The organism is Bradyrhizobium sp. MI1.10 (assembly GCF_055811035.1).
On the sequence record NZ_JBVVPN010000013.1, the window covers coordinates 82,131 to 106,874 of the forward strand.

The 24,744-nt window shown below is 64.4% G+C and carries 26 protein-coding genes and 1 riboswitch; of the genes, 14 read left to right on the forward strand and 12 right to left on the reverse strand.

Going from position 1 to position 24,744, the window contains the following annotated elements; all coding sequences use genetic code 11:
- Positions 1-78 precede the first annotated feature (78 nt).
- Complete coding sequence (locus AC0L3K_RS15625) at positions 79-1,137, forward strand: class I SAM-dependent methyltransferase (protein ID WP_027516562.1); 1,059 nt, start codon at positions 79-81, stop codon at positions 1,135-1,137.
- A 211-nt stretch (positions 1,138-1,348) separates the two neighbouring features.
- Here AC0L3K_RS15625 and AC0L3K_RS15630 read toward each other — a convergent pair whose 3' ends face one another.
- Together AC0L3K_RS15630 and AC0L3K_RS15635 are read right to left on the reverse strand one after the other, a co-directional pair.
- On the reverse strand, positions 1,349-1,981 hold the full coding sequence (locus tag AC0L3K_RS15630; protein WP_007594660.1) for a hypothetical protein: 633 nt from the start codon (positions 1,979-1,981) through the stop codon (positions 1,349-1,351).
- 175 nt (positions 1,982-2,156) lie between these two features.
- On the reverse strand, positions 2,157-3,026 hold the full coding sequence (locus AC0L3K_RS15635) for a DUF1194 domain-containing protein (RefSeq protein ID WP_007594662.1): 870 nt from the start codon (positions 3,024-3,026) through the stop codon (positions 2,157-2,159).
- Positions 3,027-3,312: 286 nt separating this feature from the next.
- A riboswitch (Fluoride riboswitch) is annotated at positions 3,313-3,390 on the forward strand.
- A gap of 136 nt (positions 3,391-3,526) precedes the next feature.
- Between AC0L3K_RS15635 and AC0L3K_RS15640 the strand changes: the two genes are divergently transcribed.
- Genes AC0L3K_RS15640 through clpS form a run of 5 tightly spaced genes read left to right on the forward strand, consistent with a single transcriptional unit; the run spans position 3,527 to position 6,272 of the window.
- The gene (locus tag AC0L3K_RS15640; RefSeq protein ID WP_473366308.1) at positions 3,527-4,738 is read left to right on the forward strand and encodes an MFS transporter; all 1,212 of its coding nucleotides are present in this window, start codon (positions 3,527-3,529) and stop codon (positions 4,736-4,738) included.
- A gap of 7 nt (positions 4,739-4,745) precedes the next feature.
- Positions 4,746-5,144: a fluoride efflux transporter CrcB gene (gene crcB / locus AC0L3K_RS15645; protein WP_198288302.1), complete on the forward strand. Its 399-nt coding sequence runs from the start codon at positions 4,746-4,748 to the stop codon at positions 5,142-5,144.
- A 6-nt stretch (positions 5,145-5,150) separates the two neighbouring features.
- The gene (crcB, locus tag AC0L3K_RS15650) at positions 5,151-5,579 is read left to right on the forward strand and encodes a fluoride efflux transporter CrcB (protein WP_219678574.1); all 429 of its coding nucleotides are present in this window, start codon (positions 5,151-5,153) and stop codon (positions 5,577-5,579) included.
- A 2-nt stretch (positions 5,580-5,581) separates the two neighbouring features.
- Positions 5,582-5,923 (forward strand): DUF190 domain-containing protein, encoded by a 342-nt coding sequence (locus AC0L3K_RS15655; RefSeq protein ID WP_007594670.1) that lies wholly within the window; start codon positions 5,582-5,584, stop codon positions 5,921-5,923.
- 43 nt (positions 5,924-5,966) lie between these two features.
- The gene (clpS, locus tag AC0L3K_RS15660; RefSeq protein WP_007594672.1) at positions 5,967-6,272 is read left to right on the forward strand and encodes an ATP-dependent Clp protease adapter ClpS; all 306 of its coding nucleotides are present in this window, start codon (positions 5,967-5,969) and stop codon (positions 6,270-6,272) included.
- Here the strand turns inward: clpS and AC0L3K_RS15665 are convergent.
- From AC0L3K_RS15665 to fabI, 4 genes are all read right to left on the reverse strand, one after another.
- Positions 6,236-7,465 carry an adenylate/guanylate cyclase domain-containing protein gene (locus AC0L3K_RS15665; protein ID WP_473366309.1) on the reverse strand — a complete coding sequence of 410 codons (1,230 nt, stop codon included), beginning with the start codon at positions 7,463-7,465 and terminating at the stop codon, positions 6,236-6,238. The genes clpS and AC0L3K_RS15665 overlap by 37 nt on opposite strands.
- An 80-nt stretch (positions 7,466-7,545) precedes the next feature.
- Entirely contained in the window at positions 7,546-8,634 is a 1,089-nt protein-coding gene (gene aroC / locus AC0L3K_RS15670; protein WP_473366310.1) for a chorismate synthase, read from the reverse strand.
- An 88-nt stretch (positions 8,635-8,722) separates the two neighbouring features.
- Complete coding sequence (locus tag AC0L3K_RS15675) at positions 8,723-9,322, reverse strand: histidine phosphatase family protein (protein WP_473366311.1); 600 nt, start codon at positions 9,320-9,322, stop codon at positions 8,723-8,725.
- 14 nt (positions 9,323-9,336) lie between these two features.
- Positions 9,337-10,152 (reverse strand): enoyl-ACP reductase FabI, encoded by an 816-nt coding sequence (gene fabI, locus AC0L3K_RS15680; protein ID WP_007594677.1) that lies wholly within the window; start codon positions 10,150-10,152, stop codon positions 9,337-9,339.
- 173 nt (positions 10,153-10,325) lie between these two features.
- On the opposite strand from fabI, the gene AC0L3K_RS15685 reads away from it, so the two are divergent.
- Together AC0L3K_RS15685 and AC0L3K_RS15690 are read left to right on the forward strand one after the other, a co-directional pair.
- Positions 10,326-10,814, forward strand: a complete 489-nt coding sequence (locus AC0L3K_RS15685) for a sigma-70 family RNA polymerase sigma factor (protein WP_007594679.1) — start codon at positions 10,326-10,328, stop codon at positions 10,812-10,814.
- A 106-nt stretch (positions 10,815-10,920) separates the two neighbouring features.
- Positions 10,921-11,691: an anti-sigma factor family protein gene (locus AC0L3K_RS15690; RefSeq protein WP_007594681.1), complete on the forward strand. Its 771-nt coding sequence runs from the start codon at positions 10,921-10,923 to the stop codon at positions 11,689-11,691.
- Positions 11,692-12,020: 329 nt separating this feature from the next.
- Here the strand turns inward: AC0L3K_RS15690 and AC0L3K_RS15695 are convergent, their stop codons facing one another.
- A complete protein-coding gene (locus AC0L3K_RS15695; RefSeq protein ID WP_473366312.1) occupies positions 12,021-12,983 on the reverse strand; it encodes a DnaJ C-terminal domain-containing protein in 963 nt (320 codons plus the stop codon).
- A gap of 110 nt (positions 12,984-13,093) precedes the next feature.
- The gene (locus tag AC0L3K_RS15700) at positions 13,094-13,501 is read right to left on the reverse strand and encodes an RT0821/Lpp0805 family surface protein (RefSeq protein ID WP_007594695.1); all 408 of its coding nucleotides are present in this window, start codon (positions 13,499-13,501) and stop codon (positions 13,094-13,096) included.
- 113 nt (positions 13,502-13,614) lie between these two features.
- Between AC0L3K_RS15700 and pdxH the strand changes: the two genes are divergently transcribed.
- The 3 genes from pdxH to AC0L3K_RS15715 all read left to right on the forward strand — a co-directional run bounded on the left by pdxH (position 13,615) and on the right by AC0L3K_RS15715 (position 15,881).
- The gene (pdxH, locus tag AC0L3K_RS15705) at positions 13,615-14,256 is read left to right on the forward strand and encodes a pyridoxamine 5'-phosphate oxidase (protein ID WP_007594697.1); all 642 of its coding nucleotides are present in this window, start codon (positions 13,615-13,617) and stop codon (positions 14,254-14,256) included.
- 97 nt (positions 14,257-14,353) lie between these two features.
- Positions 14,354-15,106, forward strand: coding sequence for an SDR family NAD(P)-dependent oxidoreductase (locus AC0L3K_RS15710; RefSeq protein ID WP_007594703.1), 753 nt, complete (start codon positions 14,354-14,356; stop codon positions 15,104-15,106).
- Positions 15,107-15,113: 7 nt separating this feature from the next.
- Positions 15,114-15,881: a class I SAM-dependent methyltransferase gene (locus tag AC0L3K_RS15715; RefSeq protein ID WP_473366313.1), complete on the forward strand. Its 768-nt coding sequence runs from the start codon at positions 15,114-15,116 to the stop codon at positions 15,879-15,881.
- A 483-nt stretch (positions 15,882-16,364) separates the two neighbouring features.
- Here the strand turns inward: AC0L3K_RS15715 and AC0L3K_RS15720 are convergent, their stop codons facing one another.
- On the reverse strand, positions 16,365-17,342 hold the full coding sequence (locus tag AC0L3K_RS15720; RefSeq protein WP_007594709.1) for a magnesium transporter CorA family protein: 978 nt from the start codon (positions 17,340-17,342) through the stop codon (positions 16,365-16,367).
- A 336-nt stretch (positions 17,343-17,678) separates the two neighbouring features.
- Between AC0L3K_RS15720 and AC0L3K_RS15725 the strand changes: the two genes are divergently transcribed.
- Entirely contained in the window at positions 17,679-18,365 is a 687-nt protein-coding gene (locus AC0L3K_RS15725) for a L,D-transpeptidase (RefSeq protein ID WP_007594711.1), read from the forward strand.
- Between the two features lie 36 nt (positions 18,366-18,401).
- On the opposite strand, the gene AC0L3K_RS15730 is transcribed toward AC0L3K_RS15725, so the two are convergent.
- On the reverse strand, positions 18,402-19,553 hold the full coding sequence (locus tag AC0L3K_RS15730) for an extensin family protein (protein ID WP_473254325.1): 1,152 nt from the start codon (positions 19,551-19,553) through the stop codon (positions 18,402-18,404).
- Between the two features lie 65 nt (positions 19,554-19,618).
- Between AC0L3K_RS15730 and AC0L3K_RS15735 the strand changes: the two genes are divergently transcribed.
- Together AC0L3K_RS15735 and AC0L3K_RS15740 are read left to right on the forward strand one after the other, a co-directional pair.
- The gene (locus AC0L3K_RS15735; protein ID WP_007594714.1) at positions 19,619-21,247 is read left to right on the forward strand and encodes a fatty-acid--CoA ligase; all 1,629 of its coding nucleotides are present in this window, start codon (positions 19,619-19,621) and stop codon (positions 21,245-21,247) included.
- Positions 21,248-21,400: 153 nt separating this feature from the next.
- Entirely contained in the window at positions 21,401-22,255 is an 855-nt protein-coding gene (locus AC0L3K_RS15740) for a DUF1499 domain-containing protein (protein WP_007594716.1), read from the forward strand.
- A gap of 51 nt (positions 22,256-22,306) precedes the next feature.
- Here AC0L3K_RS15740 and AC0L3K_RS15745 read toward each other — a convergent pair whose 3' ends face one another.
- On the reverse strand, positions 22,307-23,227 hold the full coding sequence (locus tag AC0L3K_RS15745; RefSeq protein WP_473254327.1) for an MBL fold metallo-hydrolase: 921 nt from the start codon (positions 23,225-23,227) through the stop codon (positions 22,307-22,309).
- A 181-nt stretch (positions 23,228-23,408) separates the two neighbouring features.
- Positions 23,409-24,623: an acyl-CoA dehydrogenase gene (locus tag AC0L3K_RS15750; protein ID WP_007594720.1), complete on the reverse strand. Its 1,215-nt coding sequence runs from the start codon at positions 24,621-24,623 to the stop codon at positions 23,409-23,411.
- Positions 24,624-24,744 lie beyond the last annotated feature (121 nt).

Sequence of the window (24,744 nt, forward strand, 5' to 3'; positions counted from 1 at the left end):
TCACGTTTTCCTGCCGATTTGAACTTCCCGCATGCCGGATTGACCCACCTAAGGGGGCGCGTCAGCACGGAGGCTGTCATGGAGGTCAATTCCGACAGGTTGAATGCCTTTATGGGCAAGATGGTCACCGAATTCGGGGCAGCGATGAATGCGTCGCTGGTCCTGCTCGGGGACAAGCTCGGTCTCTACCGTACCCTTGCCGCCAAGGGACCGATGAACTCGTCCGAGCTCGCAAGCGCCACCGGGACGGCGGAGCGCTACGTCCGCGAATGGCTCGCGAGCCAGGCGGCATCCGGCTACATCGAATACGATTCCGCTTCGGCAAAATTCTCGATGCTGCCGGAGCAGGCGATGGCGCTTGCCGATGAGGACAGTCCGGTGTTCCTCGGCGCGTTCGGCAATGTCATTGCCTCGGCGTTTCTCGACGAGCCGAAGGTCTCGGACGCATTCAAATCCGGCAAGGGCGTCGGTTGGAACCGGCGCAGCGAGTGCCTGTTCTGCGGCACCGCCCGCTTCTTCCGGACCGGGTACATGCATCATCTGGTGCAGGAATGGCTGCCCGCGCTCGACGGCGTCGTGGACAAGCTGAAGCGCGGCGCCAAGGTCGCCGATGTCGGCTGCGGGCACGGCGTCTCGACACGGCTGATGGCGGAAGCCTTCCCGAACTCCCGCTTCTACGGCTTCGACTATCACGAGGGTTCGATCGAGGCCGCGCGAAAGGCGGCCACCGAAGCCAGATTGGGCGACCGGGTCAGCTTCGCTGTTCATTCCGCCAAGACCTATCCGGCCGAGGGCTATGATCTCGTCTGCTTCTTCGATTGCCTGCATGACATGGGCGATCCCGTCGGCGCCATCGGCCACGTGCGCGAGACCATGGCAAAGGACGGCACCTGCATGCTGGTCGAGCCGTTCGCAGGCGACCGCCTCGAGGACAATCTCAACCCGGTCGGGCGGGTCTATTATGCGGCGTCGACCATGATCTGCACGCCGGCCTCGCTCGACCAGGAGGTGGGCCTCGCACTGGGCGCGCAAGCCGGCGAGGCAAGGCTGCGCAAGGTCGCGCGAGAGGGCGGACTGACGCGCTTCCGCCGCGCAGCTGAAACGCCCTTCAATCTGATTCTGGAGGCGCGGATCTGATCTTTGCCCATTCCGGCGCGTGGCTGCGGTATATGGCCATGCCGATGCTGCAGCCACGCGCCGACATCCTTGCCTCGCTCGCGCGGCAACGTAAGCTGGCCGCCGCAAATGATCGGTAATGGCGCTTTGGCGCCCGCGTGCGACGTCTTGCGTCAGATCGACCGGCACTTGAAGGCGCTGACGCGGTCCAGCGAGCAGCAGCCGTGATCTGCTATGCCGTCCTGTCCACCGTGGACGACGTATCCGCCGGCGGATATTTCGTCACGGGCACCATGAATGACTTGTTGCCGACCTGGTAGATGATCTTGCCGTTCTGCCCGTCGTCGGTCGCAATCTGCGCCTGCCCGAACATGATGACGTTCTTGTAGACGGTGCCGGTGCCCTGACGGGTGACGCCATCGGTGGTGACGCTGACCTGCGCTTCGTTGCCGTTGACGCCGAGCACCCTGAAGCTCGCGCTCTTGCCATTGTCACTTGAATAGCCACCCCAGCTTCCCATCAGACGGCTGTCCGAGGCCGGCGGCGCCTGCTTGTCCAGCGTCGCGGTCTGCTTGCCAGCGCCCGCGGAGGATAACAGCACCAAACTCTTGCCGTCTTTGGTGCCGACCGTGATGTTACCGAAGGTGAGAAGCGAACCGGCGACCTCGCCAAAGCCGCGCTCGGTGTGCCCGTTATGGGTGTACTCGACCTGCGCCCGGGCACCGCGGATGTTCACGACCTTGAAGCCGACGGGCTGGTTGTTGCCCGCCCAATTGCCCTTCCAGTCACCGAGCAGGGCGCTCTGGTGATACACCCGCTCGTTGGCGGGCGAAATCTGGCTGGTGCTCGATGAGACGATGGCCATTGGATTGCTCGGCGGATTTGTCTGACAGGCCCGCTTGGTTCGCGCCCCGACAGGAACGTCAGAACAGTATCCGGAAACAATTGGAAGCAGCCGATTAGGGCCACGCAACAGTTAACGCATGGTTAAAATTCCATCGCGGGCAAATAGGGCAAAAGGTCTCGTCCGGGGGCCGCGCTCAGCGACCCCAGCGGTCTGACCAGATCTTCTCGCCGATCATGCAGTTCACACGCGGCTCCCTGTCCTTCTCCGCAACGCGCATCACCGGGCGCTCCGGCATACGGCCTGCAACCTCCATCAAGAGCTTGGTGCGGATGGCTTCCTTGAACTTCTCGCGATCCTTGATCGTGATGACAAAGGAACCGGGGCCGCCGATGACACAATCTTCATAGTAGAAGTCGAGATTGTCGATATCCATGGTCGAATAGGACGGCTCCTTGACCATGATCGGGAGGCCGTTGATCACGATGCCCTTCTCGATCGCCGCGTCGCGCGCAATCGTGACCGGAGTGCCATTGTTGTTGGGACCGTCGCCGGAAATATCGATCACACGGCGCAAGCCTCGATAGGGATCCTCGTCGAACAGCGGCATCGCGAAACTGATCGCGCCGGAGATCGAGGTGCGCGAGGCGCGCCGGATCGGCGTCTTCAGGATTTCGGCGGCGACGGCATCGGCGGTCTCCGGTCCGTCGATCAGGCGCCAGGGGATGATGATCTTCTGGTCGGTCGAGGCGGCCCACTCGAAATAGGTCACCGCGATCCGGCCGTTCGGGCCCAGCTTCAGCGCCTGCAGGAATTCCTTCGACTGGATCGCCTGCGCATAGCCTTCACGCTGGATTGCGAGTTCGTCCATGTCCATGGAGTAGGAGACGTCGACAGCGAGGATCAGCTCGACATCGACCGTCTGCGCGTCCCTGTCGGCTGCTTGCCGTTGCGGCTGAATTTTAGGCGACTCAAATTTGGGTCCTGGTGCCGCGATGCCCGCGACGTCCCCTCCGGCAAACATGCCGGTCACCAGCACAGCCCCGATCGAGAACAGCAAGCGCATCGCAGCCTCCCGTCGTATGACGCGATGGTGACATGCAATCGCCTTGCCGCAAAGTCCGAAGATCGCTTGCGCTTCACATTCCAGTTAGGGATTTGCGCGTTGGGATCTGCGGGTCGGGAATTGCGAAGCATTACGCAAAGCTGCCGCCATGTTGCCGCGCTCGCGCCGCTGACTGCGCGATCGCTGGCACGGGTATGCCGTCATGCGCCATGCGCCCCGGAAGAACGGGCCACTAGACTGAGCACCCTCGCCCATTTGTCCGGCGCCATTTCCATGCTAGGCTGGCGACACAGATGGGGATGGAGTCCCCCGACAACCGCCCGGCGGCCTGTGACCGTAATGGGCTGATGACTCCTGCTTGAGGAGGGGCAATTTCTAAGCCTTTGCCTTCGGTGGGAGCATGGACAAACCCGCCGCTGGCGGGTTTTTTGTTGCCTGGACGCGAAGGCCAAGGAGAGGTCAAGCAGAGGTCAAGCAGAGGCCGAGGAGAAGTCCTGGACGTGACGACGACAACACCGAATGCTGCACGTGCGGGGCTGCCCAGGGGAATCTGGGTGCTCGGTTTCGTCTCGATGCTGATGGACGTCTCTTCCGAGATGATCCACGCGCTGCTGCCGGTCTATCTCGTCACCGTGCTCGGCGCCTCCACGCTCACCGTCGGCTTCATCGAGGGCATTGCCGAGGCGACCGCCTCGATCACGAAGATCTTCTCCGGCGCGTTGTCCGACTGGCTAGGCCGGCGCAAATTGCTCGCCGCGCTGGGCTACGGACTCGCCGCGCTGACAAAACCGCTATTCCCGCTTGCCCCCAGCGTCGGATGGCTGGTTGCCGGGCGCTTCATCGACCGCGTCGGCAAGGGCATTCGCGGCGCGCCGCGCGATGCGCTGATCGCCGATATCGCACCCATCGGCCTGCGTGGCGCGAGCTTCGGCCTGCGGCAGTCGCTCGACACCATCGGTGCCTTCGTCGGGCCGCTCATGGCGATCGGCCTGATGTGGTGGACGGCGGACAATTTTACGATGGTGTTCTGGGTGGCCGTGCTGCCGGGCTTCCTGTCGTTCGGACTGATCGCGTTCGCGGTGAGCGAGCCGGAGCCGGACCCTGGCCGGGAGCCCTCAAGGAATCCACTGAATACCGCCGCGGTGCGCCAGCTCGGGTCCGTATACTGGCGCGTGGTCGCGGTTGGCGTCGTGTTCACGCTGGCGCGCTTCAGCGAGGCCTTCCTGATCCTGCGCGCGCAGAACATCGGGCTCAATGCGATGTGGGTGCCGGCCGTGCTGGTGCTGATGAACATCGTCTATGCGTTGTCGGCCTATCCGGCCGGCGTGCTCTCGGACCGGATCAACCGCACCGGCCTGCTCGCGCTCGGCCTCGTCTTCCTCGCCGGCGCCGATCTTGCGCTCGCGCTGCTGCCAAACCTTGGGGGCCTCGCCCTCGGCGTCGTGCTGTGGGGACTGCATATGGGGTTGACGCAAGGCCTGCTCTCGGCCCTCGTCGCCGACGCGGCGCCACCGAGCCTGCGCGGCACCGCGTTCGGCTATTTCAACCTGTTCACCGGCCTTGCCTTGCTGGCCGCAAGCGTGATCGCCGGCGCCTTGTGGGATGCCTATGGTCCGGCCGGCACGTTCCTGGCGGGGCTCGGCTTCGCGCTGGTCGCGCTCGTGGGACTATTCGCCGTCGGCGGCGGGCTGGCAACGGAGGAGAAACGATGACGGGGGGCTGTTCGCCGTGCTGAGCGGAGTGCTTGCGATCATGATCGGCAGCATGCTCGGCGGCTGCGCGCGCTATTTCATCTCCGGCGCGATCGCCCGGCGGCTGGGCGAGACGTTTCCGTGGGGCACCGTGACCATCAACGTCACTGGCGCCTTTCTGATCGGCATTTTTGGCGCATTGGCGACCCATCCCGGCTCGGCCTTCGCCGCGCCCGATCCATGGCTGTTCGCGGTCACCGGCTTTCTTGGCTGCTACACCACGGTGTCCTCGTTCAGTCTGCAAACGCTGACGCTGGCGCGCAACGGCGAGGCGATGCACGCGCTCGGGAATGTCGCGGTCTCGGTCGTGCTCTGCCTCGCGGCCGTCAGTTGCGGCTTCCTCCTCACGGACACTCTGGCAGGCTAGAGGCAGATGAAGTCCCCCTCCTTTGCCGATCGCTGGCGCACCGCGACGCTCTATGCCTGGATTGCCGCCGGCAGCATGGTCGGCGGGCTGGCGCGCTATCTGGTCGGGCTTGCGCTCGACACCGGCCCCGGCTTCCCGGTCGCGACGCTGTTCATCAACGCCACGGGCTCACTGATCATCGGCTTCTACGCGACGCTGACTGGGCCCGACGGCCGCCTGCTGGCCCGGCCCGAGCACCGGCAGTTCGTCATGACCGGGTTCTGCGGCGGCTACACGACCTTTTCGACCTTCAGCCTGGAGACTTTCCGCCTGCTCCACGGCGGCATGAAATATACGGCGCTCGCCTATATCGCGGCATCCGTCATTTGCTGGCTGGTGTCGGTATGGGCAGGCCATATGATAGCCAGCGGCACCAACCGCTTGCGAAGGAGCTAATCATGCAAATCCCCAATCAGGCAGTTTCGCTCCGGATCTTCATTGGCGAGAACGACCATTTCGACGGCAAGCCGCTCTATGAAGCGATCGTGATGACGGCGCGCGAGCGGCATCTGGCCGGCGCCACCGTGCTGCGCGGCCCCATGGGCTTCGGCAAGTCGAGCCGCCTCCACACGTCCAAAATCCTGCGGCTCTCGGAAGACCTGCCGCTGCTGATCGAGATCGTCGACAGCGAGGACAACATCAATGCATTCCTGCCCATCCTGGATGGCATGATGTCGAGCGGCCTGATCACCTTGGAGAAGGTGCAGGTCCTGCAATATGGTGAGAAGGCCGCGCGCTGAGCGCGCCGGCAGGAACCCGAGCCCGCCATATCCGGGAGGCGGAATGAACGATACCGTTGCCAAACCGAAAACCAGGACGAAGACCAAGGTCGAGCGGCCGAAGCTTCATAAGGTCATCCTGATCAACGACGACTTCACGCCGCGCGAATTCGTCACGATGATCCTCAAGGCCGAGTTCCGGATGACCGAGGATCAGGCCTACAAGGTGATGATCACCGCCCACAAGCTCGGCGCCTGCGTGGTCGCAGTTTTCACCAAGGACGTCGCCGAGACCAAGGCTACCCGCGCAACGGATGCCGGCCGCACCAAGGGCTATCCGCTGCTGTTCACGACGGAGCCGGAGGAGTAGCGCTCAGCGACCAGCGCCGGTGCTTCATCCGTCAGCCCATACACGCGCTGCGCCTTTGAAAAGCCCGCGATCGGGAATTCGCCGAGCTCGTGCCAGTCGCGGCGGCAGACACTGGCGAACATTTCCGAGGCCACGACGGTCCGCCCCAGGCGACCGGTGATCTTCTCGAGCCTGGCGGCAAGGTTCACGGCGGGACCGATGCAGGTGAAGTCGAGGCGATTGCCGCCACCGATATTGCCGTAGAGGATGTTGCCGACGTGGAGCGCAACGCCGAAGCGGAAGCGCTCGACGACATCGCCGACAGGGTACGCGAGCGCCTCGACGCTGGCGCGGGACTCGCGCGCCGCCTCCAGCACCCGCGTGCAGACATGCGCGGCATCGCCGACATATTCGTCGATGGGGAATACCGCGAGCAGGCCGTCGCCCATGAATTTCAGCACCTCGCCGCCATGGCCGCGGATCGCGGCGACCTGGCAGTCGAAATAATGGTTGAGGATCTCGACCACGGTCTCGGCCGGCAGCCGGTCCGACAGTGCGGTGAAGCCGCGCAGATCGGAGAGCCAGATCGCAGCCTGCATGGTGTCGTTGTGGCCGCGGCGGATCTGACCGCCAAGGATGCGCGCGCCGGCACGATTGCCGACATAGGTGTCGAGCAGCATCTCGGCGGTGCGGCGCAGGCTGATGATCTCAGTGATGCGCGCGAGCGGTTTGATGATGCTGTGAATCGCCGCGATGTGTTCATCGGTGAATCCGCCTGGATGGCGCGTGGTCCAGCTCGTCGCGTGGACCGAGCCGTCGAGAAACGGCATTGGCGTCGCGACGTAGTCGGTTACGCCTTCGGCACGCATATCGTCGAAAAAAGGGAAATGCTTGCTGCCGGGATCGTCCATGCGTCCGCGCACCTCAAGTCCCTGCTCGAACACGACCCGCAGCGGACTTCTGGCGAATTCCGGCGTCTCCAGGATCTCGAAATCGACCGTGCCGATCTCGACCTCCTCGCCCTCCCGCCAGATGAAGTTGCGACCGAAAATTTCGGGATGCAGCGTGCGGATGAAGATGCCGAACCGCCATAGCGGCAGACCGGCTGCGACCATCCGTTCGCAGGCTTCCGCCGTCATCTCGGCCGGGGTCTTCGACGACCAGGCGCCGTCGATCAGCCAGCTGGTGATGCGTTGGAGCTCGGAACTTTCCATGCGCGCATTTGCGGACGAAGTTGTGGGATCGTCAAGCTGCGCGGTGGGCTAGTGGCGCGATACAAGCGCCTCGCGCAGCGCTAGCGCCCGACTTGGCCGCGGTCGCGCAGGAAATGATCCGCCAGCACGCAGGCCATCATGGCTTCGCCGACTGGGACGGCGCGGATGCCGACGCAGGGATCGTGGCGGCCCTTGGTCATGATCTCGGTGTCGGCGCCGTTGCGATCGACGGTGAGACGCGGCTGCAGGATCGACGAGGTCGGTTTGACCGCGAAACGCACCACCACCGGCTGCCCTGTGGAGATGCCGCCCAGCACGCCGCCGGCGTGGTTGGAGAGAAAACGCGTGCCGTCATTGCCGGTGCGCATCTCGTCGGCGTTCTCTTCGCCGGTGAGTTCGGCCGCGGCAAAGCCGGCGCCGATCTCGACGCCCTTCACCGCATTGATGCTCATCATTGCGGAGGCGAGCTCGGCGTCGAGCTTGGCGTAGATCGGCGCGCCAAGGCCAGCCGGCACACCTTCGGCGACGACCTCGATCACCGCGCCGATCGAGGAGCCGCTCTTGCGGATGCCGTCGAGATAGGTCTCGAAGAATGCGGCCTTGTCCTTGTCCGGACAGAAGAATGGATTCTTCGCGATCTCGTCCCAGTCCCACTTCGCGCGGTCGATCTTGTGCGGCCCCATCTGCACCAACGCGCCGCGCACCTTCACATCGGGCAGCACCTTTCGCGCGATCGCGCCGGCGGCAACGCGCGTCGCCGTTTCGCGCGCCGACGAGCGGCCGCCGCCGCGATAATCGCGCAGGCCGTACTTTGCTTCATAGGTGAAGTCGGCATGACCGGGGCGAAACTTGTCTTTGATCTCGGAATAGTCCTTGGAGCGCTGGTCGGTGTTCTCGATCAGGAGCCCGATCGGCGTGCCCGTCGTCACCTGCACGCCGGTCTCCGGATGCGCCATCACGCCGGAGAGGATCTTGACCTGATCCGGCTCCTGGCGCTGGGTCGTGAAGCGCGACTGGCCTGGCCGCCGCCGGTCGAGATCGCCCTGGATATCGGCCTCGACGAGCGGGATCATGGGCGGGCAGCCGTCGACCACGCAGCCGATCGCCACCCCATGGCTCTCGCCGAAGGTCGTGACGCGGAACATGTGGCCGAAGGTGTTGAAGGACATCGCTGCTCGCTGGCTCGGTTCCCGCGTGTGGTAACGCGCGGGGCGCCGGTGGTCAAACCCGCAGCCCCCACGGAGACGGCGAGCCGGCTTAACTGAACTTCTCGAGCCGCCCATCCCGGAACACGTAGACGGCGCCCTGCTCGATATAGAGTTCGGCGGCGCTCGCCGGCGTCTCCAGGCCGAGTGAAACCATCAGGGCCCGGCAGGTCCCACCATGGGCGACTGCGACGGTGTCGGTCCGGAGCTGGTCGTACCAGGCGCGCACGCGCACCTGGACATCGGCGTAGGTCTCCCCGCCCGCGGGGCCCACAGTCCATTTGTCGGCGAGGCGCCGGGCGTAGATGTCGGGATCGGAGGCCTCGCTCTCGGCCAGCGTCAGTCCCTCCCAGGTGCCGTAGCCGATCTCACGCAGGCGATCATCGAGCGTATAGTCCGCAATCGGCAGTTCGAGCTTGCTCCGCGCCAGTTCCATGGTCTCTCGCGCGCGGCCAAGCGGACTCGACACATAGGGTAATGCGGCCTTGTCGCGGCCCTCGCGCTTGAAGAGATCGGCGAGAATGCCGCCGGCCTGCACGGCCTGACCGCGACCGCGTGCGTTCAGCGGAATGTCCTTGATGCCCTGAAGCCTCCCGAGCGCATTCCACTCGGTCTCGCCGTGGCGCAGATAATAGATCGTGGGCACGGGCATTGCTGGGTAAAAAGTTAGTCCTTCCCGCCGAACGAAATGTCCGGCGCGTCCGGGCGCTTCATGCCGAGCACGTGATAGCCGGAATCGACGTGATGCACCTCGCCGGTGACGCCGCGCGAGAGGTCGGAGAGGAAATACAGCGCGCTGCCACCGACGTCTTCCGTGGAGACGTTGCGCCGCAGCGGCGCGTTGGCCTCGTTCCACTTCAGGATATAGCGGAAATCGCCGATGCCGGACGCCGCGAGCGTCTTGATCGGCCCCGCGGAGATCGCGTTGACGCGGATGTTCTTCTCGCCGAGATCGGCGGCGAGATAACGCACGCTTGCTTCGAGCGCCGCTTTCGCGACGCCCATGACGTTGTAATGCGGCATCCACTTCTCGGCGCCGTAATAGCTGAGCGTGATCAGCGAGCCGCCGTCGGTCATCAGCTTCTCGGCGCGCTGCGCCACGGCTGTGAACGAGTAGCAGGAGATCAGCATGGACTTCGAAAAATTCTCCTGCGTGGTGTCGACGTAGCGGCCGTCGAGCTGCTCGCCATAGGCGATCGCATGCACCAGGAAGTCGATCTTGCCCCACTTCTCCTTCAGCACCGCGAACGCCGCATCGATGGTCGCGGCATCGGTGACGTCGCAATGGCCGAGTACGAGCCCGCCGATCTCGGCGGCAAGCGGCTCGACGCGCTTCTTCAGCGCATCGCCCTGATAGGTGAAGGCAAGCTCGGCGCCGGCCGCGTGGCATGCCTTGGCAATGCCCCAGGCGATCGAGCGGTTGTTGGCAACGCCGAGGACCACGCCCCGCTTGCCCTGCATCAGACCTGAATTCTGCGCCATTTTGCTAACGTCCCGTCGGGCTCCCGGTGAGGTTTGGAGGTACACCAGCCCTCTGTTGCGGTACAGTCCTAATACGCGGCGTTAACGCTGTTTCAAGCGCCGGAATAGCCGTTCCGCTCGGGTGTTATGATCGTTGTGGCGCTCGCGCCGGACATCAGGACGTCAAGATCGCAATGAGTGCGTTTCGCCAGAGCGTTGAAGCCATGATCCCGGCGTTGCGCCGCTACGCCCGCGCGCTCACGCGCGAGGCGGATGCGGCCGACGATCTGGTGCAGGATACGCTGGTGCGGGCGCTGCGTTCGGAGCGCCTGTTCCTCGGGGGCGACGTCAGGAGCTGGCTCTATACGATCCTGACCAACCTCAACAAGAACCGGCGGCGCTCGCTGGCACGGCGCCCGCAATTCATGCAGCTGACGGAGAACAACCCGGACGCCAGCGGGACCGAAGCCGAAGGGCGCGATATCGAGAGGGCGCTGGCGACGCTCGTCGAGGAGCAACGCTCGGTGCTGCTCCTGGTGATGCTGGAGGGCATGAGCTACCGCGAGGTCGCCGACATCCAGGGCGTGCCGATCGGCACCGTGATGTCGCGCCTGGCACGCGCCCGCGCCCACGTTAAAGCCTCGCTGGAGGGTGAGCGCCCGGCGCTCAGGCGGGTGAAATGATGGCAGGATTGATGCATCGCGCCGGTCGTTTCTCCTGCATGGCATGGGAAGCGGCGCAGTTGAACCACGAAGAACATTTTGGGCCGCAGAGCCAGAGACGATCGATATGAACGACCGCAAGATCCCAGTGACCGAGGACGAACTGCACGCCTATGTCGACGGCGAGTTGCCGGCCGAGCGCCGCGCCGACGTCGAAGCCTGGCTTGCCGCGCAGCCTGAGGATGGCGAGCGCGTGCAGTCCTGGCGCGCCATGGCCGAGATGCTGCACGCCCGCTACGATTCCGTCGCCCAGGAGCCGGTGCCGGCGCGGCTGGAGCTCGAACGGCTGGAGCGCCGCCCGCGGCACTGGCTCTATGGCGCCGCCGCGGCCGTGCTGGTGGCCTTCGTCGCCGGCGGCACCGCCGGCTGGCTGGCGCATGGCGCCGCCAACGCGCCCTCGACCTTCCAGAGTTTTACGACTGACGCACTCGACGCCCACCGCCTCTATGTCGTCGAGGTTCGCCATCCCGTCGAGGTCGGCGGCAACGAGCGCGACCACCTCCAGGCCTGGCTGACCCGGCGCTGCGGCTGGACCGTGTTTGCACCGAACCTGGAGGCGAGTGGACTAAAGCTCGTCGGTGGCCGGCTTTTGCCGGGGCCGAACGGGCCGGCGTCGTTCCTGATGTATGAGGGTGCCTCGGGCGAGCGGTACACGATTTACACCGCCAAGACCGAGAATGGTGCAACGCAGATGCGCTACGCCCGAACGGACAAGGACGGGGCGCTGTTCTGGTCGGAGCGCGGCGTCGGCTACGTCGTCAGCGGTGGCGGCGACCGGGATCGGCTGACCAAAGTGGCGCAGGCGGTCTACGACCAAGCAGAGAAAAGCGGCACCTAGACAACCACGCAAGCGCGGTGCCTCGATTCCGACATTGAAAATTTGGAATGAAGACATCGGCGCGTCTCATTATCGCACCGGATGATCACGCGAAAATGAGCAGCGTTCGATCCGCCGATCGACGCGGGCGGCCTCGATTGGGGTTTTTGGTACCGCGCTGGTCCCCCTCTCGAGGCCGCACCTTTTTATCGGCTGCCCCGCCGGACAGCCGACACGTCGAGCACGTGAGCCAAGAAGAGCTACCACGCCTCGGGCATATGATGAGCATCATCTCGATGGACGACGCTCTCAGTCGTTAGGAGAACCCCTTCACACTTTCTGGATCACGCTTAGCCAAGCCCGCTACGTGGATTGTAGGGGCGTTGGTCCCGCCACTTCTCCATCAATGCTTCAAGCTCGGCGTCGTTCCCGTCCGGTAGCATAATCCTGACAGTGACGAAGAGATCCCCGGTTCCGCCAGCTTTTGGCAGTCCCTTGCCCTTAAGCCGGAAGGTCCGGCCGCTAGAGGTGTTTTGCGGGACCGAAAGCTCCACGGCATTGCCGAGAGTGGGCACGCGGACCTTGCCGCCAAGCACCGCCTCATAAAGCGTGACCGGCAGGTCAATCCTGAGATCGGCGCCCTCGATCTTGAAGAACGGATGCGGCGCGATGCTGATCGTGATCAGGAGATCGCCCGGCGGGTGGCCCTGAGCGCTCTCGCCCTGTCCCCGCAATCGGATCTGCTGGCCCTCGGTCACGCCGGACGGAACCTTGACATTGAGTTCCTTGCCATTCGGCAGCCGGACTCGCTTCTCGCCGCCCTTGACCGCCTCCTCCAGCGAGACGGTCATGGCGACATTGACGTCGAGATCGAGCCCGATCCCGCCGGTGTCGAATTCGAACTGGGCACCGCCGCCGGCCCCGGGGCGCGGACGCGGCCCACCGCCGAACATGCTGTTGAGGATGTCCTCGAACGCGCCGCCGCCCGGACCAGGGCCCGCGCCGCCACCGCGGAACGTATAGCTCTCGAACCCGCCGGGGCCCGCGCGACCGCGCGGCCCGCCGCCGCCGGGAAAGCCCTGGAAGCGCGGCTTGCCGTCGGCGTCGATCTCGCCGCGGTCGAATTGCTTGCGCTTGTCCTCGTCGCCGAGGATCTCGTTGGCCGAATTGAGCTCAGCGAAGCGCTCGGCCGCCTTCGGGTCGTTCTTGTTGCTGTCAGGATGGTGCTTCTTAGCAAGCTTGCGATAGGCGCTCTTGATCGCGGCAGCGTTGGCGCTCCGCGGCACCCCCAAGACCTCATAGGGGTCGCGCATCCGTCACGTCTCCTTCAAGAAATCGAATTGTTCAAAGGGCTCCCCGCCCCCAACTGAGCCTCATGTGGGGGGCGAGTGGTATTTTTGCAACTAGCCTGGTGAAGCGATTCCTAGCTCCGCCACGGCTTTAGCGTATGAATCTCCCAACTGCCACGGCTGCTTTGGCAGCCCGCGCCCTGGAGCCAGCTTTCGGTGCTGCCGTTGACGTAGCTCGCCAGGAAGTCGCGGCACTTGCGGCCGTCCTCGGCGGCATAGGATTGCGCGATCGGAGTGACCGAACCGCGCGCCCCGGTTTCCGGATTCTCCCAATGCTGGCTGGAATCCTTGTCGTTCTTGCTGAGGACGTCGGAGGCGGCGTTGCGGGCGAAGGCGAGATCGGTCTCGGTCGGTGCCGCCGCCCTGGCCGGCATTGCGATCGAGCCGGTGAGGTCGCTGTCCTCGGCCTTGGCGTAGGCGCTCTTGTCGTTGCGGGAGAAGCTGCAACCGCCGGTGCCGAGCCCGATCAGAATGATCGTCATGACGAAGCCGGACGGCCGGATCGCCGATAGGCCAACGCGTCCCCATACCCTATATAGGGCGGTAGCAGACAACAGCGCGTTTTGGACCGCAGGACGCAACTCGGACCCCAGACATGACCGACACGACCTCGATGAAACACCAGACACCCTTAACATCCGGTGATTTCACCGCCGCCGACGAGCCGTTTGCGCTGTTCGAGGCCTGGATGAACGAAGCCATCAAGAGCGAGCCGAACGATCCGAACGCCATGGCGCTCGCAACCGTCGATCCCGATGGCCTGCCGGATGTGCGCATGGTGCTGATGAAGGGCTTCGATACCGATGGTTTCGTCTTCTACAGCCACATCGCCAGCCAGAAGGGCCGCGAACTCGCCGCAAATCCTAAGGCGGCGTTACTTTTTCACTGGAAGTCGCTGCGCCGGCAGGTCCGCATCCGCGGCAACGTGACGCCGGTGACCGAGGCCGAAGCCGACGCCTATTTCGCCACCCGCCCGAAACAGGCGCAGATCGGTGCCTGGGCGAGCAAGCAGTCGCAGGAGCTGGAGAGCCGCTTCGCCTTCGAGCAGGCGATCGCCAAGGTCGCCGCCAAGCACATGATCGGCGAGGTGCCGCGGCCGCCGGGCTGGAGCGGCTGGCGCATCACGCCGTCGCGTATCGAATTCTGGCATGACCGCCCATTCCGCCTGCACGACCGCATCGAATTTCGCCGTGACGCGGCCGGCCAGAAATGGTCCAAGACGCGGATGTATCCTTAGTATTTTGTTCGAGCATGATCCCTTCGGAAAACCGCTGCACGCTTTGCGCTAACGCGGCCCTCCGGGTCCGGATCATGCTCCAACCTGAAAGACCTTCATGCCGCAGCCTTCCAACGCGCCGCGCCGCACGCTGCTCCTGACCGGGGCGAGCCGCGGCATCGGCCATGCCACCGTGATCCGTTTCTCCTCGGCCGGCTGGCGCGTGATCACCTGCTCGCGACATCCGTTCCCGGAGGATTGTCCGTGGGATGCAGGCCCTGAGGACCATATCCAGGTCGACCTCGCCACGCCCGCCGATACCACCCGCGCAATCTCCGACATCCGCGACCGTCTCGAAGGCGGGATGCTGCATGCGCTGGTCAACAATGCCGCGATCTCACCGAAGGGCGCCGGCGGCTCCAGGCTCGGCTCGATCGACACCGACCTCGACACCTGGACGCATGTGTTCAACGTCAACTTCTTCGCGCCGATCATGATGGCGCGCGGGCTGCTCGAGGAACTGAAGACGGCCAAGGGCTCTGTCGTGAACGTCACTTCGATCGCGGGCTCGCGCGTGCATCCCTTCGCAGGCGCCGCCTACGCCACCTCGAAGGCCGCGCTGGCATCCCTGACGCGCGAGATGGCCTCCGACTTCGGCCGCGTCGGCGTGCGCGTCAATGCGATCGCGCCGGGCGAGATCGACACCTCGATCCTGTCGCCGGGCACCGAGAAGATCGTCGACCAGCAGATCCCGATGCACCGGCTCGGCACGCCCGACGAGGTCGCCAAGATCATCTACGTGCTGTGTACGGACACCAGTTCTTACGTCAACGGCGCCGAGATCCACATCAACGGCGGCCAGCACGTGTAGGCGAAGCATGGGTCGGTTCGCTAGCACTGCGGCACTTTACAAGCATTTGCGACCGCCGTACCCGAGCGAATTCTTTCGCAGCGTCGCGGAAAAGCTCGGCCTCTCCACGCAAAGCAGCTTGATCGACCTCGGCACCGGACCTGGGCTGCTGGCGCTCGGCTTTGCGCCCTATGTCGGCCGCATCGTGGGCGTCGACCCAGAACCTGCCATGCTCGATGCGGCGCGACGCGCGGCTGCGAGCGCAGGCCACGCACTCACGCTGATCGAAGGCAAGGTCGAGACGCTCAGCCCCGACATCAGCTTCGACGTCGTGACGATCGGCCGCGCGCTGCATTGGATGGATCGTGAGCCGACGCTTGCACGGCTCGATCGGCTGGTTGCGCGCGGTGGCGCAATTCTGATCTGCGCCTCGTTCTCGGTCACCGACGGCAGAAACCCGTGGCTCGATGGCTACAACGACGTACGCCGCCGCTGGTCGCCGGCCAAGCTCTGGGAGGAGGCAGGCAGGGGCACGCGCACCCATCGCGACTTGCCGGCGTTCTTTCGCGGCAGCGCCTTTCAGCCCACCGAACTCGTCACGGTCGAGACCAGCCACGTAGTTGGCGTGGAGGACCTGACGCGGCGCACGCTGACCTATTCGTCGTCATCACCAGATGCGCTGGGCGACAATGTCGAGGCGATGCTACGCGACGTCCGGGAGCACCTGGCTTCTTTCAGCGGCAACGGGGTCGTGGCCGAGACCATCGTCTCGACGGCGCAGATCGTGAAGCGCTAGCTGATTTGCCGAAGGGCGGGAGCAAGGCGATCCAGACAACGCCGCCGCAAGACCTGGATCGCCCTTGGCTTCCGTTCCTCAATCGAGTCGAATCCGACGTGACCTCTCGCGTGGCTGCGGAGCGGCCGTGCTGATTGCAGTCGAACAATCGTCGTCGTTCTCACCGTCGAGCAGCGGAGCACCACAGTGTCGGCACATGCGTGCCGACATCGACGACGCCTTGCCGCTCGTCACGACGTGGCGATAGCTCGCCAGATCGATGACGTTGGGGGGCGTCGTTATGTGTTTTTCAACCATGGCTGTTCCTCGCGGCTTACCTGCTCCTTATCGCAGACAAGTTTCGCGTAAACGTTCAGCCCACCGCTCAAATTTTACCGGAGGAATTGGGGCGGCGAGCACACATCGCCGTGCGGCCGCAATCCCGCTCTATTCTGCGACACCAGACACTGTGTCTCTGCGTCCCGCGTAAGGTCTCGGTAGCTATTACAGCCACTTCTTCCACTTGAAGATCCAGTACGGAACGATCGCCGCAATCAGCATCAGCACCAGCGCGAACGGATAGCCGTGCGCCCATTCGAGTTCCGGCATCGACTTGAAGTTCATGCCGTAGATCGAGGCGATCAGCGTCGGCGGCATCAGGACAACCGCCATGACCGAAAACAGCTTGATGATGTTGTTCTGCTCGAGATTGACGACGCCGAGCATGGCGTCGAGCACGAAGGTGATCTTGCTAGAAAGATAGGAGGCATGATCGGTCAGCGAGACGACGTCGCGCTGCATGGTCTTGAGCTGCTCGCGCATGTCCTTCGACCATTTCACGCCCTCCACCACCGCCGAGAGGAAGGCGACGACACGGCCGATCGAGACCAGGCTCTCGCGAACCTTGGAGGTCAGGTCGCCCTTGCGGCCGATCGAGATCAGGATTTGCGAATATTGCTTGGCATGACCGTGGCGCTCGCTCTCCGGCTCGAAGATGTCATGCGAGACCTGGTCGATCTCGGCGCCGCAGCGCTCCAGGATGTCGGCGCAGCGGTCGATCACGGCATCGAGCAGTTCCATCAGCACCATCTCGCCGGTGATGGCCGGCGTGCAGGAACGGGCCAGCTTGGCCTCGACCAGCGCAAAGGGCTTGGGCTGGTCATAGCGCACCGTCACCAGGCGGTGGTCGCCGAGAATGAAGGTCACCGCCGTGGTTCGGGGCATGTCGGTATCGGAGTGGCACATCAGCGTCGCGGTCATGTAGCGCGCGCCGTTCTCCATATAGAGGCGGCTCGAGATCTCGATCTCCTGCATGTCCTCCCGGGTCGGGATTGCGATCCCCGAGAGCTTCTCGACGGCTTTGTCCTCGGCCGCGGTCGGGTTGACCAGGTCGATCCAGACCGCATGCTCCGGTACTGCCGCGAGATCCTCGACGATGGCCTTCTTGAGGGAGGACTCGGAGGGAACAAACACAGAAAACATGCACAACTCCAGGAGGGGCCTGCGATAGACTGACAGCCCTTAGCGCGATTCTGACAAGTTGATGATGACAAGCACATTAACGGAGCGTTTGCATTTGTGGCGGCGCCGTGGCCCAACTGTGGCACGGAATCGACAGATGTGCCCGTTTTGCCCAGAAACCGACTCGGGCCCGCAAAACTTGCGGCAGAAAAGCCACAGGTAAGGTCTTGCAGCGCGGGAGAAGCTTCGTAAGGCTGGAATTGTGGCAGATTTCAACGATAATGGGGCCAACGGAATCGTGGAATTGGGCCTGCTCAAGCCCCACGAAAGCTTGTTGTTGTCGATTGGAACCAAATCATGTCGTTGCTGAAAGTTACGCTGGGTATTTTGGCCGCTGGCCTGATGCTGTCGGGCTGCATGCAGGCCACGCATTTTGAAGCGACCGACACCAAGGCATTCAAGCCGAAGGACAAGGAACTCCTTGCCAAGGTTCGGTACGAGAACACCCCGGTCGCAGAGCCGTTCCGCCGCGCCATCGTCGAGTACCACCGCAAGGAATCGCCCGGCTCGATCGTGGTCGATTCCGACAACCATTACCTCTACTACGTCCTGGATGGCGGCAAGGCGATCCGCTACGGCATCACCGTCGGTGAAGAAGCCATGGCCTGGTCCGGCATTGCCAAGGTCGGCAGCATGACCGAATGGCCGGCCTGGCACCCGACCCCCGGCGAGATTTCGCGCCTGGGCGTGCCCACCTTCGTCGCCCCCGGTCCGGACAATCCGATGGGTTCGCGGGCGATGTATCTGTATTCGGGCGGCAAGGACACATTGTTCCGCATTCACGGCACAAATCAGCCGGAATATATCGGCGCCTCAATCTCGTCGGGCTGCATCCGCCTGACCAACGAGGACGCGATCGACCTCTATGGCCGCGTCAAGGTCGGCACCATCGTCGTGGTGCTCGAACCGAAGCATGGCGACTCGCCGTACAATTCGCGCCTTGCGCTCGGCGGCGGCGGAACTGGCCAGGCGGGCAGCTACTGATTGCCTCCTGATCTCTGACATTCAAAAGCGCCGGTTTCACCGGCGCTTTTTTGTTGCCGGCTTGTGCGGCTGGGCTTTGTGGCCCTCGGCCCCCGACTTGTCCGCAGGCGCGGGAGATGCCTCCGCCGCCTCGTCATCAACGCTTTGCTTCGTCTCGGGCTTGGCCTCGGGCTTCGCTTCAGGTTTGGCCGCGACCTCACGCGGCGGCGCCTCCTCGGGCCGTTCCGCGGGCAGCAGCGGGGCGACCTGCGGCAGGGGATCCCAGACGTTCCACTGGCAGATCCGGTAGTCGTTGCGCCGCTGCGCGAGGTCGAGATGGATATGGTCCTCATGGTACCAATCCGAGCCGGGGCCGAGCACGGTCGAAAAGCGCGAGCAGACCGAATGCAGCACGCGCTCGCGCACCTCGCGCGACATGGTGCGGTCGGTCAGGCCGATCGACTGCCCGTTAGCGAGCTTGATGGCGCGGACATCGATCGCGTTGGCCTTGCCGTGCTCGGACAGCATGGCGCCGGCAACGCGGTTGCGGCCGCGGCACTCGAAGCTGTCGAAATTGTCGAGATCGCTGATGGTCGAGCCGAGGCTCGCGGCCAAGGGCACCACGTCCTTGCGCACCCAATCGGCGATCGCGGACGCCATGGTGCAGCGGAGGATCGCCGCCGGCTTGACCGCCACTTTGCGCTTGTCCGGCAGCACGATGGCTTCGAGCCGCACCAGATCCTCACCGCCGCAGGCGCCGGGGCCGCGGATATCCGGGATCGAGGGCGCGATAGCGATCTCCTCGGTCAGCGCGAGACGGCACGCCGAGGCCTGCTTCTCGGGCGGGGGGGCCTCCTCGGCGGGCTTGGTGCTGCCAGGTTTGTCCACGGAAGGCTTGCCGGGAGACGGCGTTTCCGCTGAAGGCTTGCCGCCGGTCTCCGGAGGAGCCTCGTCCGACGCCTTGGCCGATGCCTTGGGGGCCTCCTCGGGGCGAGGCCTTGGGAGCGGGATCCTGCCGGAGATATTGGTAGAACGAACCGTCGCGCGCGGCCGTGGTGCAGCAATACCAAAGATGTCCAGCGGGGACCCATATTTGCGCGCCTCAGCCCGATCCGCGAGCCCGAGCGCGACGGTAACCATGGCCGCGCCGACGGACATATAGCCGCGACAAGACCATTTGCGGCGAAAGGCGGGCAGGCTAAAACTCATGACAATTCTTTGGCCCAACGCTGAGAGCGACAATCCGCCCAGCGGCTTCTCGGAGGAACGACCGAATGCTTGGTTTGATGCAAGACTGGCCCCTGCTCTGCCACCGGATCATCGAACACGCCGCCAAGATTCATGGCAAGCAGGAGGTTGTGACGCGCTCGGTCGAGGGACCGATCCATCGCACCACCTATGCCGATATCCACAAGCGGGCGCTCAAGGTCTCGCAGATGCTGGAGCGCGACGGCATCAAGCTCGGCGACCGTGTCGCAACGATCGCCTGGAACACCTGGCGCCATCTCGAGGTCTGGTACGGCATCATGGGGATCGGCGCCATCTGCCATACCGTCAATCCCCGCCTTTTCCCCGAGCAGATCGCCTGGATCATCAACCATGCGCAGGACCGCATCGTGATGACCGACATCACGTTCATTCCGGTCCTGGAGAAGATCGCCGACAAGCTGACAAGCGTGGAACGCTACGTCGTGCTCACCGACAAGGCGCACATGCCGCAGACGACGCTGAAGAACGTGGTCGCCTACGAGGACTGGATTGCGGAGGCCGACGGCAAGTTTAAATGGAAGGACTTTGACGAGAACACGGCGGCCGCGATGTGCTACACATCAGGCACCACCGGCGACCCCAAGGGCGTGCTGTATTCGCATCGCTCCAACGTGCTGCACGCGCTGATGGCCAACAATGTCGATGCGCTCGGCACCAGCGCCTCCGAGACCATGCTTCCCGTGGTGCCGCTCTTCCACGCCAACAGCTGGGGCATCGCCTTCTCCGCGCCTTCGCAGGGCACCAAGCTCGTGATGCCCGGCGCCAAGCTCGACGGCGCCTCGGTGTATGAGCTGCTCTCGACCGAGAGGGTGACGCATACCGCCGGCGTGCCCACGGTGTGGCTGATGCTGCTCCAGCACATGACCGCGAACAATCTGAAACTGCCGGACCTGAAGATGGTGATCTGCGGCGGCTCGGCGATGCCGCGCTCGATGATCAAGGCCTTCCTCGACATGGGCTCGAACGTCCGCCACGCCTGGGGCATGACCGAGATGAGCCCGATCGGCAGCGTCGCGGCGCTGAAGCCGCCGTTCCAGAATGCGACGGGCGAGGCACGGCTCGACGTGCTGCAGATGCAGGGCTACGCGCCGTTCGCCGTCGAGATGAAGATCACCGACGATGCCGGCAAGGAACTGCCGTGGGACGGCACGACCTTCGGCCGCCTCAAGGTCGCCGGCCCGGCCGTCGCCAAGGCCTATTACCGGGTCGACACTGACATCCTCGACGAGGACGGCTTCTTCGACACCGGCGACGTCGCGACCATCGACGAGGCCGGCTATATGCGGATCACCGACCGTTCCAAGGACGTGATCAAGTCCGGCGGCGAATGGATCTCCTCGATCGAGCTGGAAAACCTCGCAGTCGGTCATCCCGCAGTGGCGGAAGCCGCCGTGATCGGCGTGTTCCACCCCAAATGGGACGAGCGTCCGCTGCTGATCGTGCAGCTGAAGCAGGGCCAGCAGGCCAGCCGCGAGGACATCCTGAAGTTCATGGACGGCAAGATCGCCAAATGGTGGATGCCCGACGACGTTGCCTTCGTCGAAGGCATCCCGCATACGGCGACGGGCAAGATCCTGAAGACCGCGCTGCGCGACCAGTTTAGGGAGTACCGCTTCCCGAACGCGGCGGCGTAGGCGGCCACCACCGTCATGGCCGGGTCAAGCTCGGCCATGACGATGCAGCCTTCTGCGGAACGCTTGAATTTGCCCGCGGGCCGTGGTCTCAACGGCCCATCGTCGTGCCAGATCGGCCGGCACCGTCCCTAAGACCCCGGCAGAGCTCACCCGATGGCCCGCAGGTTTTCCGCTCCCTATCAGTCGGAGCCCGTGTCCAGCCTCGCGAGCTGGGCGCGCAATCTGGCCGTGTTCGCAGTGGTGGCGGTGGTGGTCTCGATCATCATCGTCCGGTTCGGCTTCCTGGAGATGAAGCCGGCACTCGCGACCTTCTTCGGCGGGCTCGGGATTGCGGCGCTCTCGATCCTGTTCGGGCTCGCCGGCTTCGCTGCGATCTGGCAGAACGGCTCGCGCGGCATGGCGCGCATCCTGCTTGCCTTCCTGATCGACGGCGCGATCCTCGCCTATCCAGCTTATCTCGGCCTGCAATACCGCAAGCTGCCGGCGATCCACGACATCACCACCGACCCGATCGACCCGCCGCGCTTCGACGCACTGGCCCGCCTGCGCACCGGCGATGGTGCCAATACCGCGGTGTATGCCGGCCTCTATTCGGCCGAGCAGCAGCGTCAATTCTATCCCGATATCGAGCCGATCGAGCTCGAGATTTCAGTCGACCGCGCCTATGCGATCGCGCTTCAGCTCGTCAACAAGCGCAAATGGCTTGTCATCGACGAGCGCGCGCCGCAGCCGCCGCGCCGCATCGGCCGCATCGAGGCGGTGGCGCGCTCGCCGATCATGGGGTTCCGCGAGGACATCGCGATCCGCGTCGTGCCCGACGGCGAGGATTCCCGCGTCGATATCCGCTCCGCCTCGCGCTATTTCGAGAGCGACCTCGGCAGCAACGCCGCGCGTGTGAAGAAATTCATCGACGATCTCAACACCGCCGCCGATGCCGACGCACTCAAGCCGGTGAAGAAGACGCCGGTGGCGCCGCCGAAGGCGCCGGCCAAGACGGTGAAGAAGTAGGATTCTGTGATTCCGGGTTCGCGCTAACGCGCGCCCCGGAATGACGAGGGACTAGTTCGCCATCCGATAGGTCCCGCCAATCACGGGATCGCCGTCCGTCGCCACCACGCCGCGGGCGACCAGATCCTCCAGATGCGCCAGCACGGAATAACCCGCTGCCGTGGTGAGCCTCGGATCGATGCCGATATAGATCGCCCGGACCATGGTCGGGATGTCGGTCTCGCCCTTGGCCAGGCGGTGCAGGATAGAGGCCTCGCGCGCCTTGCGGTGACGGATCAGGAAACGCACGAAGCGCGGACCGTCGGGAATTTCGGGACCGTGACCGGAGAAATACACATCCTCCTCGCGCGCGGCGAGGCGATCCAGCGATTCCATGTAGTCGATCATCGAGCCGTCGGGCGGCGCCACGATCGAGGTCGACCATCCCATCACGTGATCGCCGACGAAGTTGAACTTCCGCTCGGGCCAGGCGAACGCGAGGTGATTGGCGGTATGGCCGGGTGTCGCCACGGCCTCGAGCCGCCAGCCGTCTCCTTCGACGACGTCGCCATGGCCGATCCTGATATCGGGCGCGAAGTCGCGGTCGGCGCCGGATTCCGGGTTGTGCTTCTCGCTCTCGAAACGCGGGCGCGAGGCGCGGTGCGGGCCCTCGGCGTAAACAGGCGCGCCGGTCGCTTGCTTGATCCGCGCGGTGTTCGGCGAATGGTCGCGGTGGGTGTGGGTGACGAAGATATGGCTCACCGTCTCGCCGCCGACAGCATCAAGCAGCGCCGCCGCATGCGCCTCGTCGTCCGGACCGGGATCGATGATCGCGACGTTGCCCCGGCCCACGATGTAGCTGACCGTGCCGGTGAAAGTGAACGGGCTCGGATTGTTACAGAGCACCCGCCGCACGCCGGGGCGGACTTCCTCGACGATGCCGGGCTTCAGCGGAAAGTCGCGGTTGAACGGGACGTCGTCATTGTCGGACATGGGACTTCCTGTAGCCAAACTCTCTGCCGTCATACCCCGCGAAAGCGGGGTATCCAGTACGCCGCGGCGGTCGAGACGAAGACGAGGTCTCTGGGATACTGGATCGTCCGCCCCAGTGCGCAATGCGCACAAGGCGGACGATGACAGCGGAGCAAGGCAACTGCCATGGAACACATGGCGCTCAGAAAAACGCCTGAATACCCGTGATCGCGCGGCCCAGGATCAGGGCGTGGACGTCGTGGGTGCCCTCGTAGGTGTTGACGGTCTCGAGGTTATGGACGTGGCGCATCACGTGATACTCGATCGAGATGCCGTTGCCGCCGTGCATGTCGCGCGCGACGCGGGCGATGTCGAGGGCCTTGCCGCAATTGTTGCGCTTCATGATCGAGATCATCTCGGGCGCGAACTTGCCCTCGTCCATCAGGCGGCCGACGCGAAGCGAGCCCTGAAGGCCCAGCGCGATCTCGGTCTGCATGTCCGCGAGCTTCTTCTGCACGAGCTGGGTCGCAGCCAGCGGCTTGCCGAACTGCTTGCGGTCGAGCGTGTACTGGCGGGCGCGGTGCATGCAGTCCTCGGCCGCGCCGAGCACGCCCCAGGAAATGCCGTAGCGGGCGCGGTTGAGGCAGCCGAACGGGCCCTTCAGGCCGGAGACGTTGGGCAGCAGCGCGTCTTCCGGAACCACGACGCCGTCCATCACGACCTCGCCGGTGATGGAGGCGCGAAGCGACAGCTTGCCGCCGATCTTCGGTGCCGACAGGCCCTTCATGCCCTTCTCCAGCACGAAGCCGCGGATCTGGTTGTCGTGCGCGGCCGACTTGGCCCAGACCACGAACACGTCGGCGATCGGCGCGTTCGAGATCCACATCTTGCTGCCGGTCAGGCGATAGCCGTCCGAAACTTTCTCGGCGCGGGTTTTCATGCCGGCCGGATCGGAGCCGGCGTCAGGCTCGGTCAGCCCGAAGCAGCCGACCCACTCGCCGCTGGCGAGCTTCGGCAGGTACTTCTTGCGCTGGTTCTCGTCGCCATAGGCGTAGATCGGATACATCACCAGCGAGGACTGTACCGAGTTCATCGAGCGGTAGCCGGAATCGACCCGCTCGATCTCGCGCGCGACCAGACCATAGGCGACATAGCCTGCATTGGCGCAGCCATATTCCTCCGGCAACGTGATGCCGATCAGGCCGAGCTCGCCCATCTCGTTGAAGATCTCGCGATCTGTCTTCTCTTCGAGATAGGCCTTGGCAACGCGCGGCAGCAGCTTGTCCTGGGCGTAGGCGCGCGCGGTGTCGCGCACCATGCGCTCGTCTTCGGTGAGCTGCTCGTCGAGCAGGAACGGATCGTCCCATTGGAAAGAAGCCGAAGCCGGCTTGTCCTTGGCCTGAGGGCGCGCGGTCATGAAACGTCCTTTCGTCTGGTTCCGTCAAAATTTGCCCGACAACGTAAAGCGCCGCGGCAACAAGTGCAATTGCGTTGCAGATGATCGGGTCTGCGTGAATCCCGGGGACGAGCGAGGCTCA

What these genes read in the sequence shown, in the direction of transcription:
- AC0L3K_RS15625 (WP_027516562.1), top strand. Translation starts at nt 79, where the DNA reads ATGGAGGTCAATTCCGACAGGTTGAATGCCTTTATGGGCAAGATGGTC.
- AC0L3K_RS15630 (WP_007594660.1), bottom strand. Translation starts at nt 1,981, where the DNA reads ATGGCCATCGTCTCATCGAGCACCAGCCAGATTTCGCCCGCCAACGAG.
- AC0L3K_RS15635 (WP_007594662.1), bottom strand. Translation starts at nt 3,026, where the DNA reads ATGCGCTTGCTGTTCTCGATCGGGGCTGTGCTGGTGACCGGCATGTTT.
- crcB (WP_219678574.1), top strand. Translation starts at nt 5,151, where the DNA reads ATGAAGTCCCCCTCCTTTGCCGATCGCTGGCGCACCGCGACGCTCTAT.
- AC0L3K_RS15655 (WP_007594670.1), top strand. Translation starts at nt 5,582, where the DNA reads ATGCAAATCCCCAATCAGGCAGTTTCGCTCCGGATCTTCATTGGCGAG.
- clpS (WP_007594672.1), top strand. Translation starts at nt 5,967, where the DNA reads ATGAACGATACCGTTGCCAAACCGAAAACCAGGACGAAGACCAAGGTC.
- AC0L3K_RS15665 (WP_473366309.1), bottom strand. Translation starts at nt 7,465, where the DNA reads ATGGAAAGTTCCGAGCTCCAACGCATCACCAGCTGGCTGATCGACGGC.
- aroC (WP_473366310.1), bottom strand. Translation starts at nt 8,634, where the DNA reads ATGTCCTTCAACACCTTCGGCCACATGTTCCGCGTCACGACCTTCGGC.
- AC0L3K_RS15675 (WP_473366311.1), bottom strand. Translation starts at nt 9,322, where the DNA reads ATGCCCGTGCCCACGATCTATTATCTGCGCCACGGCGAGACCGAGTGG.
- fabI (WP_007594677.1), bottom strand. Translation starts at nt 10,152, where the DNA reads ATGGCGCAGAATTCAGGTCTGATGCAGGGCAAGCGGGGCGTGGTCCTC.
- AC0L3K_RS15685 (WP_007594679.1), top strand. Translation starts at nt 10,326, where the DNA reads ATGAGTGCGTTTCGCCAGAGCGTTGAAGCCATGATCCCGGCGTTGCGC.
- AC0L3K_RS15690 (WP_007594681.1), top strand. Translation starts at nt 10,921, where the DNA reads ATGAACGACCGCAAGATCCCAGTGACCGAGGACGAACTGCACGCCTAT.
- AC0L3K_RS15695 (WP_473366312.1), bottom strand. Translation starts at nt 12,983, where the DNA reads ATGCGCGACCCCTATGAGGTCTTGGGGGTGCCGCGGAGCGCCAACGCT.
- AC0L3K_RS15700 (WP_007594695.1), bottom strand. Translation starts at nt 13,501, where the DNA reads ATGACGATCATTCTGATCGGGCTCGGCACCGGCGGTTGCAGCTTCTCC.
- pdxH (WP_007594697.1), top strand. Translation starts at nt 13,615, where the DNA reads ATGACCGACACGACCTCGATGAAACACCAGACACCCTTAACATCCGGT.
- AC0L3K_RS15710 (WP_007594703.1), top strand. Translation starts at nt 14,354, where the DNA reads ATGCCGCAGCCTTCCAACGCGCCGCGCCGCACGCTGCTCCTGACCGGG.
- AC0L3K_RS15715 (WP_473366313.1), top strand. Translation starts at nt 15,114, where the DNA reads ATGGGTCGGTTCGCTAGCACTGCGGCACTTTACAAGCATTTGCGACCG.
- AC0L3K_RS15720 (WP_007594709.1), bottom strand. Translation starts at nt 17,342, where the DNA reads ATGTTTTCTGTGTTTGTTCCCTCCGAGTCCTCCCTCAAGAAGGCCATC.
- AC0L3K_RS15725 (WP_007594711.1), top strand. Translation starts at nt 17,679, where the DNA reads ATGTCGTTGCTGAAAGTTACGCTGGGTATTTTGGCCGCTGGCCTGATG.
- AC0L3K_RS15730 (WP_473254325.1), bottom strand. Translation starts at nt 19,553, where the DNA reads ATGAGTTTTAGCCTGCCCGCCTTTCGCCGCAAATGGTCTTGTCGCGGC.
- AC0L3K_RS15735 (WP_007594714.1), top strand. Translation starts at nt 19,619, where the DNA reads ATGCTTGGTTTGATGCAAGACTGGCCCCTGCTCTGCCACCGGATCATC.
- AC0L3K_RS15740 (WP_007594716.1), top strand. Translation starts at nt 21,401, where the DNA reads ATGGCCCGCAGGTTTTCCGCTCCCTATCAGTCGGAGCCCGTGTCCAGC.
- AC0L3K_RS15745 (WP_473254327.1), bottom strand. Translation starts at nt 23,227, where the DNA reads ATGTCCGACAATGACGACGTCCCGTTCAACCGCGACTTTCCGCTGAAG.
- AC0L3K_RS15750 (WP_007594720.1), bottom strand. Translation starts at nt 24,623, where the DNA reads ATGACCGCGCGCCCTCAGGCCAAGGACAAGCCGGCTTCGGCTTCTTTC.